Below are 15,527 nucleotides of genomic sequence, written 5' to 3'. Positions count from 1 at the left end.
ACGGACTCCAAGGGTGGTGCGAGCGGGTGGCGGGGGACCTTCAGAGGGAGAAGAGGCGCTCCTCCTGCCCGGCCCACAGGTCCCAGTAGGGGCGGTACATCTCCCCGTCCCGGCGCAGCGCGCGGCGCCGGCGCAGGGGCTCCTCAAGGTGGAGCCACACGCCGAAGTCGGGGCGGGCCTCGGGATGGCCGGGCGCTGTCGAGCCGACGCCCTCCGTGATGAGCAGGGGGACGTCGGCGGAGAGCGTGCGGGGCCGCGGGTCGGTCCGGTCGTTCTCCCAGTCCCAGGCGTTCCAGTCGGCGTCCCGGCCCCGGTGCAGCTGGGCGAGCATCCCGGCGTAGAGGTCGACGCCGGCCGCCAACCCCTCCCAGCCGGGGTAGAGGACCTCCAGGTGGAAGACCCGGACCGAGTCCGCGCCGTCGCGCTGCTGGAGGCGGTCGCGCAGCAGCAGGGCGAGGCCGGACTTGCCGGCCCCGGAGCGCCCGTCGATCGAGACGATGAACGGCCCCGGCCCCGCGTGCCGGGCCCGGGCCCGGTCGATGCCGCGCAGGAGGTCGGAGACGTCCGCCTCGGAGATGCGCTGGGAGGGGATGACCCACACGACCGGGTGGCCCCCGGGCTCGCCCGGGCGGTCCAGGTGCTCGGGGATCACGCCGTCCCGCTCCGGGAGCCGGACTGCTGGGCGGCATGCTCGATCACGCCGGGCACGGCGTCGCGGATCATCGCGTAGGTGGCCTCGAAGTCGCCGGCGTCGCCGTACCAGGGGTCGTAGATGCCGAGGTCCTCGTGCTCGCGGTGGGCCGCGGCGGGGTCGAACTCGCGCAGGAGGCGGACCTTCCCGGCCTGGCGTCCGTCCGCGGCCATGCGCTTCAGGGCGCGCTCGTGGTCCACGTCCAGCGCCAGCACCAGGTCGGCGTCGGCGAGCTGGGCGGCTTCGAAGGGGCGGGCGGAGTGCTCGCTCGGGTCGATCCCCTCCCGCAGGAGGACGGTGCGGGCCCGGGGATCCACCGGATTGCCCTGCTCCTCGTCGCTGATGCCGGCCGACTCGACGACGACGCCGTCCAGCCCCGCCTCGGCGGCGGCCCGGCGGATCAGGTAGGCGGCCATGGGAGAGCGGCAGATGTTGCCGGTGCAGACGGTGATGATTCGGTACATGCCTCCAGGCTACTCATCCGCGCCGCCCGGCGCCCGGGGCGTCCGCCGCAGCGGGGCTTTGTCATCGGCCGGGGGTGGCGCCGCGGCGGGATGGGGCGGAGGATCGTGAGGTGAGGGCTCGTCCCGCGGCAGCGAGGCGGGCGCTCGGCGAGCCGTCCCCGGCCGCCGCCGACCGATCGAGAGGCAGGAACCGCCATGGGAGATTCCCCGCAGCAGCCGTCGCAGGAGCCGCCGGTCCCCGGTGGGCCGGAGGATCCGGAGACGCCGGCCAGTCCCGGCCCCGCTCCGTCACCCGGCGCCCCGGGGCGTCCGGAGGAGCCAGGAGGTCCGGAGGAGCCGGGCGGCCCTGAGACGCCGGGCCCGCCCGAGACGCCAGGCGCCCCGGAGACGCCGAGGGCCCCCGATGCCCCCGACGCACCCGCGACCCCGGGGGTCGACCCCGGCGGCCCGCAGGTCCCCGCCCGCCCGGCCGCTCCGGACGATCCGGCGGCCCCCGAGGACCCCTCAGAGCCCGCCAGCCCCGGCCGGGAGGAGGATCCCGCGGAGGAGGATCCCGGGAACCCCCGGCGGCCGGGAGGCCCGGGGGAGGAGGGCCGGGAGCGGCCTCCCGGTCCGGGGCCGGCGCCGGGCTCGTGGTAATTTGTCAGTTTGTCACCCGCCCGGTGCTCGGGAAGGGTGGCACCGACATCCACTGAACCGGCGCCGCGCCAGCGAGCGCGAGTGAGGAGAAGCCCTTGGCACAGAAGGTCAACGTCATCCTGGAGGACGACCTGGACGGCGGCGCGGCGGCCGAGACGGTGCGCTTCGCCCTGGACGGCAAGCAGTACGAGATGGACCTCTCCGCGGAGAACGCGGAGCGGCTGCGCGCCGAGCTGCGCCCCTTCGCCGAGAAGGCCCGCCGCTTCAAGGGCCGCTCCGGCCGGGCGGCGTCGGGCCGGGCCGAGTCCCGGTCCAGCTCCTCCGACACCGCCGAGATCCGCCGCTGGGCCCGGGAGAACGGCTACGAGATCTCGGACCGCGGCCGCATCCACAAGGACATCCGCGAGGCCTACTACGCGGCCCAGAAGGAGTCCTGAGCGCTCGCTTCCCGATGCACCCGCATCTCCTCCGGAGGGCGGGCGGGGCGACCACGTGCTGGTCGCCCCGCCCGCCCTCTGCCCGTTCGGGAGGGGGCGACGTCGTCCTCGCCCTCCCGCAGGGATGTGGCCTGGGGCGTCGTCGCCAGGGGCGGAGGGGTCATGCCGAGGCCCCAGGGCCAACAAGGCGCCGATGGCGGCCGAGGCAGGAAACTTGAGCGGATCTAACTCAGGTCTCTTGACATCTCCCCGGAACGTGGCAGACTTGAGTCAGGACAACTCAAGAAGTGAGACCTCCGGGTGCGCCGATCCGGATCGGACGGATCGGCCCCGGCCTTCGGACAACATGTAAGGAGCCAGAACATATGTCACGTGCAGTAGGCATCGACCTCGGTACCACCAACTCCGTGGTGTCCGTGCTCGAGGGCGGCGAGCCCTCGGTCATCGCCAACGCCGAGGGCGCCCGCACCACCCCGTCGGTCGTCGCGTTCGGCAAGGACGGCGAGACCCTGGTCGGCGACATCGCCAAGCGCCAGGCCGTCACCAACGTGGACCGCACCATCGCCTCCGTCAAGCGCCACATGGGCACCGACTGGAGCACCGAGATCGACGGCAAGAAGTACACCGCCCAGGAGATCTCGGCCCGCACCCTGCAGAAGCTCAAGGGCGACGCCGAGTCCTTCCTCAACGACCAGGTCACCGACGCGGTCATCACCGTCCCGGCCTACTTCAACGACGCCGAGCGCCAGGCCACCAAGGAGGCCGGCGAGATCGCGGGCCTGAACGTCCTGCGCATCGTCAACGAGCCCACCGCCGCGGCGCTCGCCTACGGCCTGGACAAGGGCAACGAGGACGAGCTCATCCTGGTCTTCGACCTCGGCGGCGGCACCTTCGACGTCTCCCTCCTGGAGGTCGGCAAGGACGAGGACGGCTTCTCCACCATCCAGGTCCGCTCGACCGCCGGCGACAACCGCCTCGGCGGCGACGACTGGGACCAGCGCGTCGTCGACTGGCTGCTGGAGCAGGTCAAGTCCAAGACCGGCGCCGACCTGTCCAAGGACAAGATCGCCCTGCAGCGTCTGCGCGAGGCCGCCGAGCAGGCCAAGAAGGAGCTCTCCTCGGCCTCCTCGACCAACATCTCGCTGCAGTACCTCTCGGTGACCTCCGAGGGCCCCGTCCACCTGGACGAGAAGCTGACCCGGGCCAAGTTCCAGGACCTGACCAAGGACCTGCTGGAGCGGACCAAGAAGCCCTTCCAGGACGTCATCAAGGAGGCCGGCATCAAGGTCTCCGACATCGCGCACATCGTGCTGGTCGGCGGCTCGACCCGCATGCCCGCCGTGGTGGAGCAGGTCAAGGAGCTGGCCGGCGGCCGCGAGCCCAACAAGGGCGTGAATCCGGACGAGGTCGTGGCCATGGGCGCGGCCCTGCAGGCCGGCGTCCTCAAGGGCGACCGCAAGGACGTCCTGCTGATCGACGTGACCCCGCTGTCGCTGGGCATCGAGACCAAGGGCGGCGTGATGACCAAGCTCATCGAGCGCAACACCGCGATCCCGACCCGCCGGTCCGAGACCTTCACGACCGCCGAGGACAACCAGCCCTCCGTGTCGATCCAGGTCTTCCAGGGCGAGCGCGAGTTCACCCGGGACAACAAGTCGCTGGGCACCTTCGAGCTGACCGGCATCGCCCCGGCCCCCCGCGGCGTGCCGCAGATCGAGGTCACCTTCGACATCGACGCCAACGGCATCGTCCAGGTCTCCGCGACCGACAAGGGCACCGGCACCGAGCAGTCGATGACCATCACCGGCGGCACCTCGCTGTCGAAGGACGACATCGACCGCATGGTCAAGGACGCCGAGGCCAACGCTGAGGCGGACAAGGCCCGCCGCGAGGCGGCCGACCTGCGCAACAACGCCGAGACCACCGCGTACCAGATCGAGAAGCTCCTCAAGGACAACGAGGACAAGCTCCCCGAGGACGTCAAGTCCGAGGTGCAGGGCGACGTCGACGAGGTCAAGAAGGCCCTGGAGGGCGAGGACGACGACGCCGTGAAGGCCGCGTTCGAGAAGCTCCAGGCCTCCCAGACCAAGCTCGGCGAGGCGATCTACTCGCAGGCCCAGGCCGCAGGCGCCGAGGGCGAATCCGCCGAGGCGAGCGCCGAGGACGACGACGTCGTGGATGCCGAGGTCATCGACGACGAGGACGAGAAGAAGAAGTAATCATGGCTGACAGCGAGAACACCAACAACCCCGAGAGCAGCGACCCGCTGGAGGACGCCTTCAACGCCCCCGACGCAGAAGGTGCTCCCGAGGCCGAAGGTGCGGAAGCTGGCGCCACCGCGGGGCAGGCGCCGGAGGCCGAGCAGGCCTCCGACGCCGCCGAGGCGGAGTTCATCGAGAACCCCGACTCCGAGGCCGAGAGGCTGGCCAACGAGCGGCTCGAGGACCTGCGCCGGCTGCAGGCCGAGTTCCTGAACTACAGGAACCGGACGCAGCGGGAGAAGGACCAGCTCCGCGAGTTCGTGGTCGCGGACGTCCTGAACACCCTGCTCCCGGTCATCGACGACATCGATGCCGCCCGGAAGCACGGGGACCTCGAGGACGGCCCGTTCGCCTCGATCGCCAACAAGCTCCAGGAGGCGCTGACCAAGCAGGGCCTCGAGGCGTACGGCGAGGTGGGCGAGGCCTTCGACCCCAAGGTCCACGAAGCGGTGATGCAGCAGCCCACCAGCGAGGTCTCGCCGGACCAGGTCTCCCTGGTCCTGCGCAGCGGCTACAAGGTCAAGGACCGCGTGCTGCGCCCCGCGCAGGTGGCGGTGGCCGTCGAGGAGTCCTGACCGGGCTCCCGCCGGGCATGGGCTGAACCGAACGACGACGCCGGGGTGACCCCGCTCCCGCCGCCCATCTGCGCGGCGGGTGCGGCCCCCGGCGTCGTCGTTTAATCGGGCGGTCGGCGCATCCGCGTCAGAAGAAGCGAAGAATGTCCGACACAGTGAAAGGAGGCGTCGATGGCTAGCGAAAACTGGCTGGAGAAAGACTTCTACAAGGTTCTGGGCGTCTCCAAGGAGGCCAGCCAGGACGACATCAAGAAGGCGTACCGCAAGCTGGCGCGCAAGTACCACCCGGATCAGAATCCCGGGGACCAGGCCGCGGAGCGGCGGTTCAAGGAGATCTCCGAGGCCAACACGGTGCTCGGCGACCCCGAGCAGCGCAAGCAGTACGACGCGATTCATGCGATGGGCTCCGGCGCGCGCTTCAGCGCGGGCGCCGGGGGCCAGGGCGGCGGGCCCACCGGGGCCGGCGGCTTCGAGGACCTGTTCGGCGACATCTTCGGCGGCGGGGGCCGCTCCTCGCGCGGCTTCGGCGGCGCCGGGGGGCCGCGGGTCCAGTACGGCTCCGCCGGCGGCGGGGACCCCTTCGCGGACCTGTTCGGCGGGGGCGGCGGCAGGAGCTACGGGGGCAGCCCCTTCGGCGCCCCGCGGCCCGAGCCCGCCCCCGACGCCGAGGCGCAGGTGAGCATCGACCTCGGCCAGGCGCTCGAGGGCGCCAAGGTCCGCGTGCACCGTCCCGACGGCACCAGCACCACCGTGCGCCTGCCCCAGGGCGTGCGCGACGGCCAGCGGGTGCGCCTGCGCGGCAAGGGCAACATCGGGCCGGGCGGGAAGTCCGACCTGATCGTGACGGTCCACGTGCGCCCGCACGAGGTCTTCGCCCGCGACGGCGACGACCTCACCATCCATGTCCCGGTGACCGTGGAGGAGGCGACGCTGGGCACCGTGCTGAGCGTGCCCGCCCCGGACGGATCCGTGGTCAAGCTCCGGCTGGCCCCGGGCCAGGAGGCCGGGAAGCGGATGCGCGTGAAGGGCCGCGGCGTGAAGACCAAGAAGCATACGGGCAACCTCTACGTGATCCCCGAGGTCACGGTGCCCACCGGGCTCAGCCCCGAGGCCGAGGAGGCGCTGCGGCGGTTCACCGAGCTCGCGGAGCAGCCCGACCCGAGGAAGAGCCTGTTCGACAAGGCGAAGGTGTGACCAGCCATGCAATTCAGTGATGCCAACCAGCCGCTCTTCGTGATCTCGGTGGCCGCTGAACTCGCGGAGATGCACCCGCAGACCCTGCGTCAGTACGACAGGATGGGACTGGTGACGCCCTCGCGCCTGCCGGGCCGTGCCCGCCGTTACTCGCAGCGCGACGTCGAGCGGCTGCAGCAGATCCAGCAGCTCTCCCAGGAGGGCGTGTCCCTCGAGGGCATCAAGCGGGTCCTGCAGCTGGAGAACCAGGTGGACGCCCTGCAGTCGCGGGTGCGGGAGCTGACCTCGGAGCTGCAGGAGGCCCGGGACCAGCTCAAGGAGTCCAGCCGCATCTTCGCGGCGGGGCTGGGGGGCGACGTCGTGCGGCTGGGCCGCGGGCAGCGTCCCGCCCCGCGCAGGTACTCCCGCGCGCTGATGCTCTACGATCCGTCCCGCGGCCGGGACGCCGCCCCCTGACCTGCTCCGGGCCCTCCTCCTCGTGTAACGCTCTCGTGAAAAGATCCGCCGGCCGCCGCGTCGAATTGCCGGTTGTTTCCTCGTCCCCCTAATGTGATCTAGATAATCACCGAATTTGACGAGGCGAGGCAGGCCTATGCTGGAGAATCTTGAATCCGTGCTGGGGGAGATCAGCGCCGTGGTGTGGGGCCCCTACCTCCTGATCCCGCTGCTGCTGGGCACGGGGGCGTACCTGACCATCCGGCTCGGGGGGCTGCAGTTCACCAAGCTGTTCGCCGCCCTGCGGCTGGCCTTCTTCCAGCGTAAGGACGCGGGGGCGAAGGGCGGGGACATCTCCCAGTTCCAGGCGCTCACGACCGCCCTGGCGGCCACCGTGGGGACGGGTAACATCGTGGGCGTCGCGACGGCGATCGCGGTCGGCGGCCCCGGCGCCCTGTTCTGGATGTGGGTCACCGCCCTGCTGGGCATGGCCTCCAAGTACTCGGAGGCCTTCCTGGGGGTCAGGTTCCGGTCGAAGGACGCCAAGGGCGAGGTCTCCGGCGGGCCGCAGTACTATCTCCAGCGGGGGATCCGCGGCGGCTTCGGCAAGTTCCTGGCGCTGTTCTTCGCGATCGCGGCGGTGATCGCCTCCTTCGGCATCGGGAACATGACGCAGGGCAACTCCATCGCCACCAACGTCGAGGGCTCCTTCGGCGTCCCCGTGTGGATCACGGGCGGGGTGCTCGCCGTCATGACCCTCCTGGTGCTGGTCGGCGGCATCAAGTCCATCGGCAGGGTCACCTCGGCCCTCGTGCCGGTCATGATCCTGCTCTACGTCCTCGGCGCCCTCTACATCCTGCTGGTCAACGTCGTCGACATCCCGGAGGCCTTCGGCCTGATCTTCACCAGCGCCTTCACCGGGCACGCCGCGGCGGGCGGCTTCCTCGGCTCGACGCTGATCCTGGCGGTGCAGATGGGCGTGGCCCGCGGCATCTTCTCCAACGAGTCGGGAATGGGCTCGGCCGCGATCGCGGCGGCAGCGGCGAACACCACGCACCCGGTCCGCCAGGGTCTGGTCTCGATGACCCAGACCTTCATCGACACGATCATCGTGGTCAGCTGCACGGGCCTGGTCATCATCACCACCGGCGTGTGGGACCGGGGGGAGGAGACGGCCGGGGTGATGACCAACCTCGCCTTCGGCCACGGCCTGCCCGGCGAGTACGGCGGCATGATCGTGACCGTGGGCCTGGTGCTCTTCGCCTACTCGACGATCCTCGGCTGGGCCTACTACGGCGAGCGCAACGTCGAGCGCCTGTTCGGCCGGCGGGGGGTCATGCCCTACCGGGTCTTCTTCTCCGCGGTCGTCTTCATCGGGGCCACCGTGCCGCTGAGCCTCGTCTGGACCTTCTCGGACCTGGCCAACGGGCTGATGGCGCTGCCCAACCTCGTCGGGCTGCTGATCCTCTCCGGCCTGATCGCCCGGGAGACCAGGCACTACCTCCGCAACGACCCGCAGCTGAGGGCCGACAAGGCCCAGGTGGACGCCTTCATGGAGGGGCGGCCGGGGGCCATCGACTCCTACGAGCTCGAGGTCGCGGACCGAAGGTAGCGGGAGGCCCCGCCCGTCGGAACGGGCGGGGCCAGGAGGTGAGAGCGGGGGCGCGTACATCGTCGCCCTCGCCGTTCCGCTGCCACCGCCGGGCCGAGGCTCGCTGGGGCCTGCTGGTCCCGGCGGAGGATCTCAGACCCTGCGGTAGGTCAGGTCGTGGGCGCGGCGCCCGGCCTCCCCGGCCTTCCGCTCGAAGCTGGTGAGGACGCGGCCCTCCCAGCGGGGGGCCCATCCGCCCTGCGGGTCCTCCTCGCTGGCTCCCGCTCCCGGGTGGACGTTCTCGAAGCGCTCCGAGGCCTCCAGGACGTCGCGCATCACCAGAGCGTACTCCTGCCAGTCGGTGGCCAGCCGCCACAGCCCGCCGGGCTTGAGCGCCCGGGCCGCCTTCTCCGCGAAGTCCGGTGAGACCAGGCGGCGCTTGTGGTGGCGGGTCTTGTGCCAGGGGTCCGGAAAGAAGACCCACAGCTCGTCCGCCGTCGCCTCCGGCAGGAGGTGGTCCAGCACCTCGGGGGCGTTGGCCTGGACGCATCGCACGTTCTCCACCCCGGCCTGGCCCATCTTCAGCAGCAGGTCGGCGATGCCGGGCTTGTACACCTCCACGGCGAGGTAGTCGTTCTCCGGGTGCTCGGAGGCGGCGTGGACCACGGCCTCGCCGAGGCCGGAGCCGATCTCCACGACCAGCGGCGCCCTGCGTCCGTAGATCCCCTCCTGGTCGAAGCGGGCCTCCGGCGCCACCGAGGTGTCGGTGAGCTCGCGGGGGACCTGCAGCACGTGGGTCGGGGAGTACTCGTCCCACGCGGCCTGCCGGCGGGCCGTCAGCCGGTCCCCGCGCCGGACGAAGGAGTACGGCTGGCGGTGGAACTTCTGCGGTACCTCGTTCATGGTCTCCCTCCGGGCGGTTCGGCGACGTCGCGCGGGCCTTCGGACGCCCATCGCGGCCGGTTCAGCTTACCGCACGCGTCCTCCTCCGGCCGGAGCGGCAGGGGAGTGAGCCGGTCTCAGCCTCGCGGCCCGTCCGTGCCTCCGTCGGCGGGGAGCGAGGCGGCTCCCTGCCCGGCCGGCTCCTCCCCGGCGGGGAGCTCGAGCGAGGGGTGGTCGGGGGAGAGGACGACCACGTGGTCGATCTGGGCGTCCAGGGCCCCGGGGTCGTCCCCCATGAAGCGCTCGATCTCCTCTGCCGAGGCCTCGAAGCGCGGGTCGTGGACCAGGTACTTCCTGGTCTCGCGGACCACCAGGCCCGAGAGGATGATCAGGCCGATGAGGTTGGGGATCGCCATCAGCCCGTTCATGATGTCGGAGAACGTCCACACGAGCGCCAGCGGGGCGACGGCGCCCAGCCCGCACGCCACCGAGAAGACCAGCCGGTAGACCGCGATGCCGCGCCGGGCGCCGCCGAGCCGCGCGACGCAGCGCTCGCCGTAGTAGGCCCAGCCGAGCACGGTCGAGTAGCCCAGCAGCACGAGGCAGATCGTCACGACGATCCCGCCCCATTGGCCGGGCAGCCCCGTGGCGAAGGCGACGGAGGTCATGGTGCCGGGATCCTCGCCGCGCCAGGCGCCGGTGGTGAGCAGCACGAAGCCGGTGATGGAGATGACCACGAGGGTGTCGACGAAGGTCTGCGTCATGGACACCAGCCCCTGGCGCACCGGGTGGCTGGTGCGCGCGATCGAGGAGGGGATCGAGGCGGTGCCCATGCCCGACTCATTGGAGAACAGCGAGCGGGCGACGCCGATCTGCGCCGTCATCAGCAGCGAGCCGAAGATGCCCCCGCCGACCCCGTGCGGGGTGAAGGCGTTGCCGAAGATCAGCCCGATCGCCTCGGGGAGGCCCTGGAGGTTGAGGAGGATGATGTACAGCCCGCCCACCAGGTAGAGCGCGATCATGAGGGGGACGCAGAGCACCGTGACCTTGGAGATCGACTTGATCCCGCCGATCAGGGCGAGCATCGTCAGGACGCCGACGACCACGGCGGTGACGACCGGCGCGACGCCGAAGGTGTCCTCGAGGTTCACCGCCATCGCGTTGGACTGCGTCATGTTCCCGATGCCGAAGGTCGCGACCACCGCACACGCGGCGAACATCACGGAGAGGAACCAGCCGAAGCGGTTGGGGATGCCGCGGACCAGGTAGGTCTGGGGGCCGCCGGTCATCTCCCCGTTCTTGTCCCTCGTCCTGAACCGCACGCCGAGGAAGCACTCGGCGTACTTCGAGGCCATCCCGATCAGGGCCGTGACCCACATCCAGAACAGCGCGCCCGGCCCGCCCATCTGGATGGACAGGGCCACGCCCACGATGTTCCCGGTCCCCACGGTGGCCCCGAGCGCGGTGGACATGGCCTGGTAGGAGGAGATCTCCCCCTTCTCCCCGTCCTGCCGGCGACGCCGCCCGAAGGCCAGGGACATCGCCTTGCCGAAGAGCCGCAGCTGGATCCCGCCCAGCCGGACGGTCAGGAAGAGCCCCGTGCCCAGCAGGAGGGGCAGGAGGAGCCACGGACCCCAGATGAAGCTGTCGAGGGCATCAAGGGCGGCGTTGAGGGTGTCCACAGGGGGTCCTTAGAGCGTGGGAGGGGGAAGCGGAGCCGGAAAACGCACGACGCCGCCCGCGAGACCACCATCCGCGTGGTGCGGGCGGCGCGTCTTGCGGGCGGCGTCGGGCGCACGGCGGGCGCCGTGCCCGCCGGGATGCAGCGGGGCCTACTTCCTCTTGGCCTTCTTGGCCTTCTTCTTGCCCTTCCCCTGGATCAGCAGAGCCAGCGCGATGGCGGCCAGCCAGGAGTCCTTGGCCAGGGGGGTGCCGGACTGGGAGGGGCGGACGCCGTCGTCGAGGGTCATCCCCTCGGTGCGGAAGTACATGGTGAGCATGCCCGCGGAGAAGGCGCCGAGGGCGAGGCCGGCCAGGCGGTTGGGGAGGATCGGGAGCAGCAGGGTCGATCCCACGGCGATCTCCGCTCCGGCGAGCAGCTTGCCGAAGGTCTCGGCGTCGAGGTCCTTCACGGCGGGGAAGGCGTTGGCCGCCATGGACTGCAGGCCTCCCGCGGACTCGGCGTCGAGCTCGAGCTTGCCGATGCCCGAGTTGAGGATGAAGGCGCCCGGTACGGCGCGCAGGGCGGCGTTGGCGAGATTGAAGGCCATGGTCGAATCCTTACTCTTACGGTGGTCCTGTGCTCATCGTCCGGGCGCTGGCGCGCTCCGCACTTAATGATTCAGCCTATACAACCTCCGGGCCCTGCGCGCTGCGGGGCGGCTGCGTGTTCTCCGTGCGGGGAACTCGTGGACGCAGGCGGGACACGCGAGGAGCCCGGCGGTCGCGCTGCGATCCGCCGGGCTCCACGCCGGTGTGTGCGATGTTCCGGCTCCCCGCGGAGCCGGAAGAATAGGGGGCTTACTTGTCCAGGACGCCCTCGTTGTTCTCCAGGTGGGCCCGGATGAACCACTGGAACTTCTCGAGCTCCGCGGTCTGGCCGATGAGGATGTCCTCGGTGATCGGGTCGATGTCCCGGCTCTTGGCCATGGCGACGCGGTGGTCCTCGATGACGCCGGTGTAGACGTCGTCCAGGGCGCGCAGGTGCTCGCTCACCAGGGCGCGGCCGAGCTTGTAGTCATCCCAGTTGCGGGTGGCGACGAGGTCGCCCGGGGTCCCGTTGGGGGAGACGCCGAGGGTGGCCATGCGCTCGGCCAGCTCGTCGGCGTAGCCGCGGACCAGGTCGATCTGGGGGTCCAGCATCTCGTGCACGCCGATGAAGTTGGGGCCCACCACGTTCCAGTGGGCGTGCTTGAGGGTGAGGTGGAGGTCGTTCAGCGCGTGCAGACGCAGCTGGAGGACCTCGCCGACCTGGTGGCCGGCGTCGGCGGAGAGGCCCGGGACGGTGTACGGTGCGTTCTTCTCAGACATGATCTTCCTTCCTGTATGACGCGGCGGCCGGGCGGGGGTGTGATGCGGGCCCCGGGCCGGACGCCTACTGTTATGAATGATTCATAACAACGTTATTATGAGTACATCATAATAGAGGGTCCCCGTCAAGCATTCGCCGCGAGGTTCTCCGGCCTCGGGGCGAGGCGGACGGGCGGCCTGCACGGCGGCTCAGAGCCCGGCGGGGACGGTCTCCTCGCGCACGGGGAACAGCGAGCGGATCCCCTGCAGGGTGAGCTCGGCGTGGGGGATGCGCAGATCCCCCAGCTCGGCGGGGACCTCGAGCATGCCCGGCACCACGACCACCTTCATGCCGGCCGCCGCGGCGCTCGCGGCGCCCGCGGGGGAGTCCTCCACCGCGACGCAGCACTCCGGCTCGACGCCGAGCCGCTGCGCCGCCATGAGGTACGGCTGGGGGTCGGGCTTCGGCCGGGTCACGTCCTCGTTGCCGATCACCGCGCGGATCAGCCCGGCGGGGGCGCGGCCGGCGGTCACGGAGGCGATCTCCGCCGTCGCGTTGGTGACGATGGCGGCGGGCACCTCCGCCTCCGCCAGCTCCTCCAGCAGCGGGGCGATGCCGGGCAGGAAGTCGATCCGGGTGCGGGCGACGACGTCCTGCGCCGCCGCGGAGAGCCGCTCCAGCAGCTCGTCCCAGGGGAGGTCCACGCCGATCTCCTGCAGCCTGTCGATCGTCTCCGACATGGGCCTGCCGAGGCAGTCGAGGGTGTCCTGCTGGGTCCAGACGGCGTCGTGCCGCGCTGACAGCTCGACCTTCGCCTCCTCCCACAGGGGCTCGGTGTCGACGAGGGTGCCGTCGTGGTCGAAGAGGACTGCGCTGAGGATGGGGTGGCTCATGGGTCCAGCCTATCCGGTGGGGGCGCCGCGCGCCGGGGGTCTCCGCCTCGGCGGTGGATCCGCCGGGAAGACGACGGGGCGGTGCCGGTGCGCGCGGACGGTGCGGAGGGTGGAGCCGGCGGCGTCCTCTGCACGGCCGGCGACGTGCCGCAGTGCCGCGGATCACACGATGCGAACACCCGTTTGCGCAGCGCACGTGCGCCATGCTGTTATGACGAGGCTCATAGGGCCTTCACGGCACGTGCGACGAGGGGAACGATCATGGCACAGGCGACGACGGCGGCTGCCGGCTTCGACCAGCGGCAGGCGCGGCGCGCGGCCGCCTCGAGCTTCGTCGGGGCGGTGGTCGAGTGGTACGACTTCCTGCTCTACGGCCTCGTCGCGGCGACCGTGTTCAACCGCCAGTTCTTCGCCTTCGAGAGCCCCTCGATGGACCTGCTCGCCTCGTTCGCCGTGCTCGGCGTCGGGTTCCTGTTCCGTCCGCTGGGCGGGCTGTTCTTCGGGCACATGGGGGACCGGCTGGGGCGCAAGCGCGTGCTCTACCTGACCATGACCATCATGGGCGTGGCCACGGTGGCCATCGGGCTGCTACCCGCCTTCGACGCCGTCGGCTGGTGGGCTCCGGTCTTCCTGGTCCTCCTGCGGGCCGTCCAGGGCTTCGCGGTCGGCGGGGAGTGGGGCGGCGCGGCGCTGCTGGCGGTGGAGAACGCCCCGCGGCACCGGCGCGCCCTCTACTCCTCCGGCGTGCAGGTGGGGTACGCCGTCGGCCTGGTCATGGCCACCGGCGCGGTGAGCATCATGCAGCGCGTCGCGGGCGAGGGGTACGAGCAGTGGGGCTGGCGGATCCCGTTCTTCGCGGCGGGCCTGCTGATCGCCGTCGGGCTGTGGGTCCGCTCCTCGGTCTACGAGGAGCCGCCCGCCCCCGCGGACAAGACCGCCGAGCTGCCGATCGTCACCGCGATCCGGAAGCACCCGCGCGCCTTCTTCGAGATCATCGGCCTGCGCTGCGTCGAGCTGTTCTCGATGTACATCGTGACCACCTTCGCCGTCAGCTACGCCAGCGGCGTGCTCGGGCTGGACCGCTCGTTCATGGTGGACATCGGGCTGCTGGTCGGCGTGCTGGGCATCTTCTTCATCCCCTTCTTCGCCTACATCTCGGACCGGATCGGCCGGCGCCGGGTGTACGTGGCGGCCTCGCTGGTCGCCGCGGCCGCGGCGGTCCCCTTCTTCCTCACCCTGGAGGCCGGCAGCGCGTGGGGAGTGGCCCTGACCGCCGTCATCCTCATCAACATCGGGCACGACGCCGTGGTCTCGACGCAGCAGCCCCTGATCACCGAGATGTTCGGCAGGGAGCACCGGAACTCGGGGGCCTCGGTCGGCTATCAGGTGGCCGCGGCGCTGGCGGGCGGCTTCACGCCGTTCATCGCGACCTGGCTGGCGGAGGTCGGCGGCGGGTGGCACCTGGTCGCCGCCTACCTGATCGCCGGCTCGCTCGTCTCGGCGGCCGTGGCCGCGTGGGTCACCCGTGAGAGGACCCTGCCGGAGGACCTAGAATCGGAAGGGTGAGCGAGCGACCCCAGAACCCCAGCCCCGGCCACCCGACGCGGGACGGCGCGCCCCCGGAGGAGCCGCCCCTGCTGGAGGGCCGCCGCGACAGCGCCTGGCTGAGGGCCTCGCTCTGGCTCTCGGCCCCCATGACCGTGCTGGCCGCGCTGTGGGTGACCGCCGGGCGCAGCCTCTTCGGGGCCGGCGGCGAGCTGCTGGGCATCTTCGCGATCAGCCTGGGCCCGCTCATGCTCGTGGTCATGGGCGCGGCCTCCGTGCTGATGCACCGGGACGCCCGCCGGTACACCCGCCGCGTGACGACGCCGCTGCTCTCCTTCACCCAGGCCGCGACCTGGGTCCTGGCCCTCTTCTTCGGGCTGCTGATCCCGGACCGGGTGGACGGGCGCACCGTCTCCGCCGTCTCCGAGATCGCGGGAGACCACCTCGTGGGGCTCTCGGCCGGCTTCGGGAACACCGTGGGGATCCTGACCTACGTCGCGGCCTTCGCGACCCTCATCATCGCCTCGACCGAGCAGCGTCGCAGCCGGCGCGCCATCGCGGGGGAGCCCGCCACGGAGGACGAGATGCTGGACCGCGCGCAGTACGACGGCGGCCCCTACAGCCCCCAGCGCCCCTTCTGACCTCCGGCCGGTCGGGTCGCGTCCTGCTTCCCGGCTCGGTCGGGCCGCTCAGCCCCAGGGTCGCCGATCCCCCTCCGGTCCCGGTCAGCTCGTTCGTCCTCCCGTCCCCAGCCGGCTCGCCCCTGATCCCGGGTGGCTCCCCGGCCTTTGCGGGCTCCGGACGGTCCGCGGAGGCCTCCTGCGCCGCCTCCGCCCCGCTGGTCCTCCGGCGCCGGCGGTTCCGCGGCAGCACGGGCGAAAACCTGTGGAAAACTTCTTCGCCCCTCTGT

At 71.3% G+C, this 15,527-nt stretch carries 15 protein-coding genes; 8 read left to right on the top strand and 7 right to left on the bottom strand.

Annotated elements, in window-relative coordinates; genetic code table 11:
* Positions 1–40 precede the first annotated feature (40 nt).
* Together EWV39_RS13755 and EWV39_RS01865 are read right to left on the bottom strand one after the other, a co-directional pair.
* Positions 41–652 (bottom strand): nucleoside/nucleotide kinase family protein, encoded by a 612-nt coding sequence (locus tag EWV39_RS13755; RefSeq protein WP_165313078.1) that lies wholly within the window; start codon positions 650–652, stop codon positions 41–43.
* On the bottom strand, positions 649–1,155 hold the full coding sequence (locus EWV39_RS01865; protein ID WP_129656596.1) for a low molecular weight protein-tyrosine-phosphatase: 507 nt from the start codon (positions 1,153–1,155) through the stop codon (positions 649–651). Before EWV39_RS01865 ends, EWV39_RS13755 begins: the two co-directional genes overlap by 4 nt.
* A gap of 734 nt (positions 1,156–1,889) precedes the next feature.
* Here EWV39_RS01865 and EWV39_RS01860 point away from each other — a divergent pair.
* From EWV39_RS01860 to EWV39_RS01835, 6 genes are all read left to right on the top strand, one after another.
* Positions 1,890–2,231 carry a histone-like nucleoid-structuring protein Lsr2 gene (locus tag EWV39_RS01860; RefSeq protein ID WP_129656595.1) on the top strand — a complete coding sequence of 114 codons (342 nt, stop codon included), beginning with the start codon at positions 1,890–1,892 and terminating at the stop codon, positions 2,229–2,231.
* A 365-nt stretch (positions 2,232–2,596) separates the two neighbouring features.
* Entirely contained in the window at positions 2,597–4,450 is a 1,854-nt protein-coding gene (gene dnaK / locus EWV39_RS01855) for a molecular chaperone DnaK (protein ID WP_129656594.1), read from the top strand.
* Between the two features lie 2 nt (positions 4,451–4,452).
* Positions 4,453–5,067 carry a nucleotide exchange factor GrpE gene (locus tag EWV39_RS01850; RefSeq protein WP_129656593.1) on the top strand — a complete coding sequence of 205 codons (615 nt, stop codon included), beginning with the start codon at positions 4,453–4,455 and terminating at the stop codon, positions 5,065–5,067.
* A gap of 171 nt (positions 5,068–5,238) precedes the next feature.
* Positions 5,239–6,261 carry a DnaJ C-terminal domain-containing protein gene (locus EWV39_RS01845; RefSeq protein WP_129656592.1) on the top strand — a complete coding sequence of 341 codons (1,023 nt, stop codon included), beginning with the start codon at positions 5,239–5,241 and terminating at the stop codon, positions 6,259–6,261.
* Between the two features lie 6 nt (positions 6,262–6,267).
* Positions 6,268–6,717 carry a heat shock protein transcriptional repressor HspR gene (locus tag EWV39_RS01840; protein ID WP_129656591.1) on the top strand — a complete coding sequence of 150 codons (450 nt, stop codon included), beginning with the start codon at positions 6,268–6,270 and terminating at the stop codon, positions 6,715–6,717.
* Positions 6,718–6,853: 136 nt separating this feature from the next.
* Entirely contained in the window at positions 6,854–8,308 is a 1,455-nt protein-coding gene (locus EWV39_RS01835; protein WP_129656590.1) for an alanine/glycine:cation symporter family protein, read from the top strand.
* 132 nt (positions 8,309–8,440) lie between these two features.
* Here the strand turns inward: EWV39_RS01835 and trmB are convergent, their stop codons facing one another.
* The 5 genes from trmB to EWV39_RS01810 form a co-directional block, all read right to left on the bottom strand.
* Positions 8,441–9,190 (bottom strand): tRNA (guanosine(46)-N7)-methyltransferase TrmB, encoded by a 750-nt coding sequence (gene trmB / locus EWV39_RS01830; protein ID WP_238147968.1) that lies wholly within the window; start codon positions 9,188–9,190, stop codon positions 8,441–8,443.
* Positions 9,191–9,306: 116 nt separating this feature from the next.
* The gene (locus tag EWV39_RS01825) at positions 9,307–10,851 is read right to left on the bottom strand and encodes an alanine/glycine:cation symporter family protein (protein ID WP_129656588.1); all 1,545 of its coding nucleotides are present in this window, start codon (positions 10,849–10,851) and stop codon (positions 9,307–9,309) included.
* Positions 10,852–11,001: 150 nt separating this feature from the next.
* Positions 11,002–11,439, bottom strand: a complete 438-nt coding sequence (locus tag EWV39_RS01820) for a hypothetical protein (protein WP_129656587.1) — start codon at positions 11,437–11,439, stop codon at positions 11,002–11,004.
* A gap of 250 nt (positions 11,440–11,689) precedes the next feature.
* Positions 11,690–12,199 carry a Dps family protein gene (locus EWV39_RS01815; protein WP_129656586.1) on the bottom strand — a complete coding sequence of 170 codons (510 nt, stop codon included), beginning with the start codon at positions 12,197–12,199 and terminating at the stop codon, positions 11,690–11,692.
* A 189-nt stretch (positions 12,200–12,388) separates the two neighbouring features.
* A complete protein-coding gene (locus tag EWV39_RS01810; protein WP_129656585.1) occupies positions 12,389–13,072 on the bottom strand; it encodes an HAD family hydrolase in 684 nt (227 codons plus the stop codon).
* A gap of 261 nt (positions 13,073–13,333) precedes the next feature.
* Here EWV39_RS01810 and shiA point away from each other — a divergent pair, with 261 nt between their 5' ends.
* Complete coding sequence (gene shiA, locus EWV39_RS01805; RefSeq protein ID WP_129656584.1) at positions 13,334–14,638, top strand: shikimate transporter; 1,305 nt, start codon at positions 13,334–13,336, stop codon at positions 14,636–14,638.
* Entirely contained in the window at positions 14,635–15,258 is a 624-nt protein-coding gene (locus tag EWV39_RS01800; protein WP_129656583.1) for a hypothetical protein, read from the top strand. Before shiA ends, EWV39_RS01800 begins: the two co-directional genes overlap by 4 nt.
* The last annotated feature ends 269 nt before the right edge of the window (positions 15,259–15,527 follow it).

It is taken from the genome of Rothia halotolerans (assembly GCF_004136635.1).
Taxonomy (GTDB): Bacteria; Actinomycetota; Actinomycetes; order Actinomycetales; family Micrococcaceae; genus Rothia; species Rothia halotolerans.
This window is presented reverse-complemented; position numbering and strand designations above follow the sequence as displayed.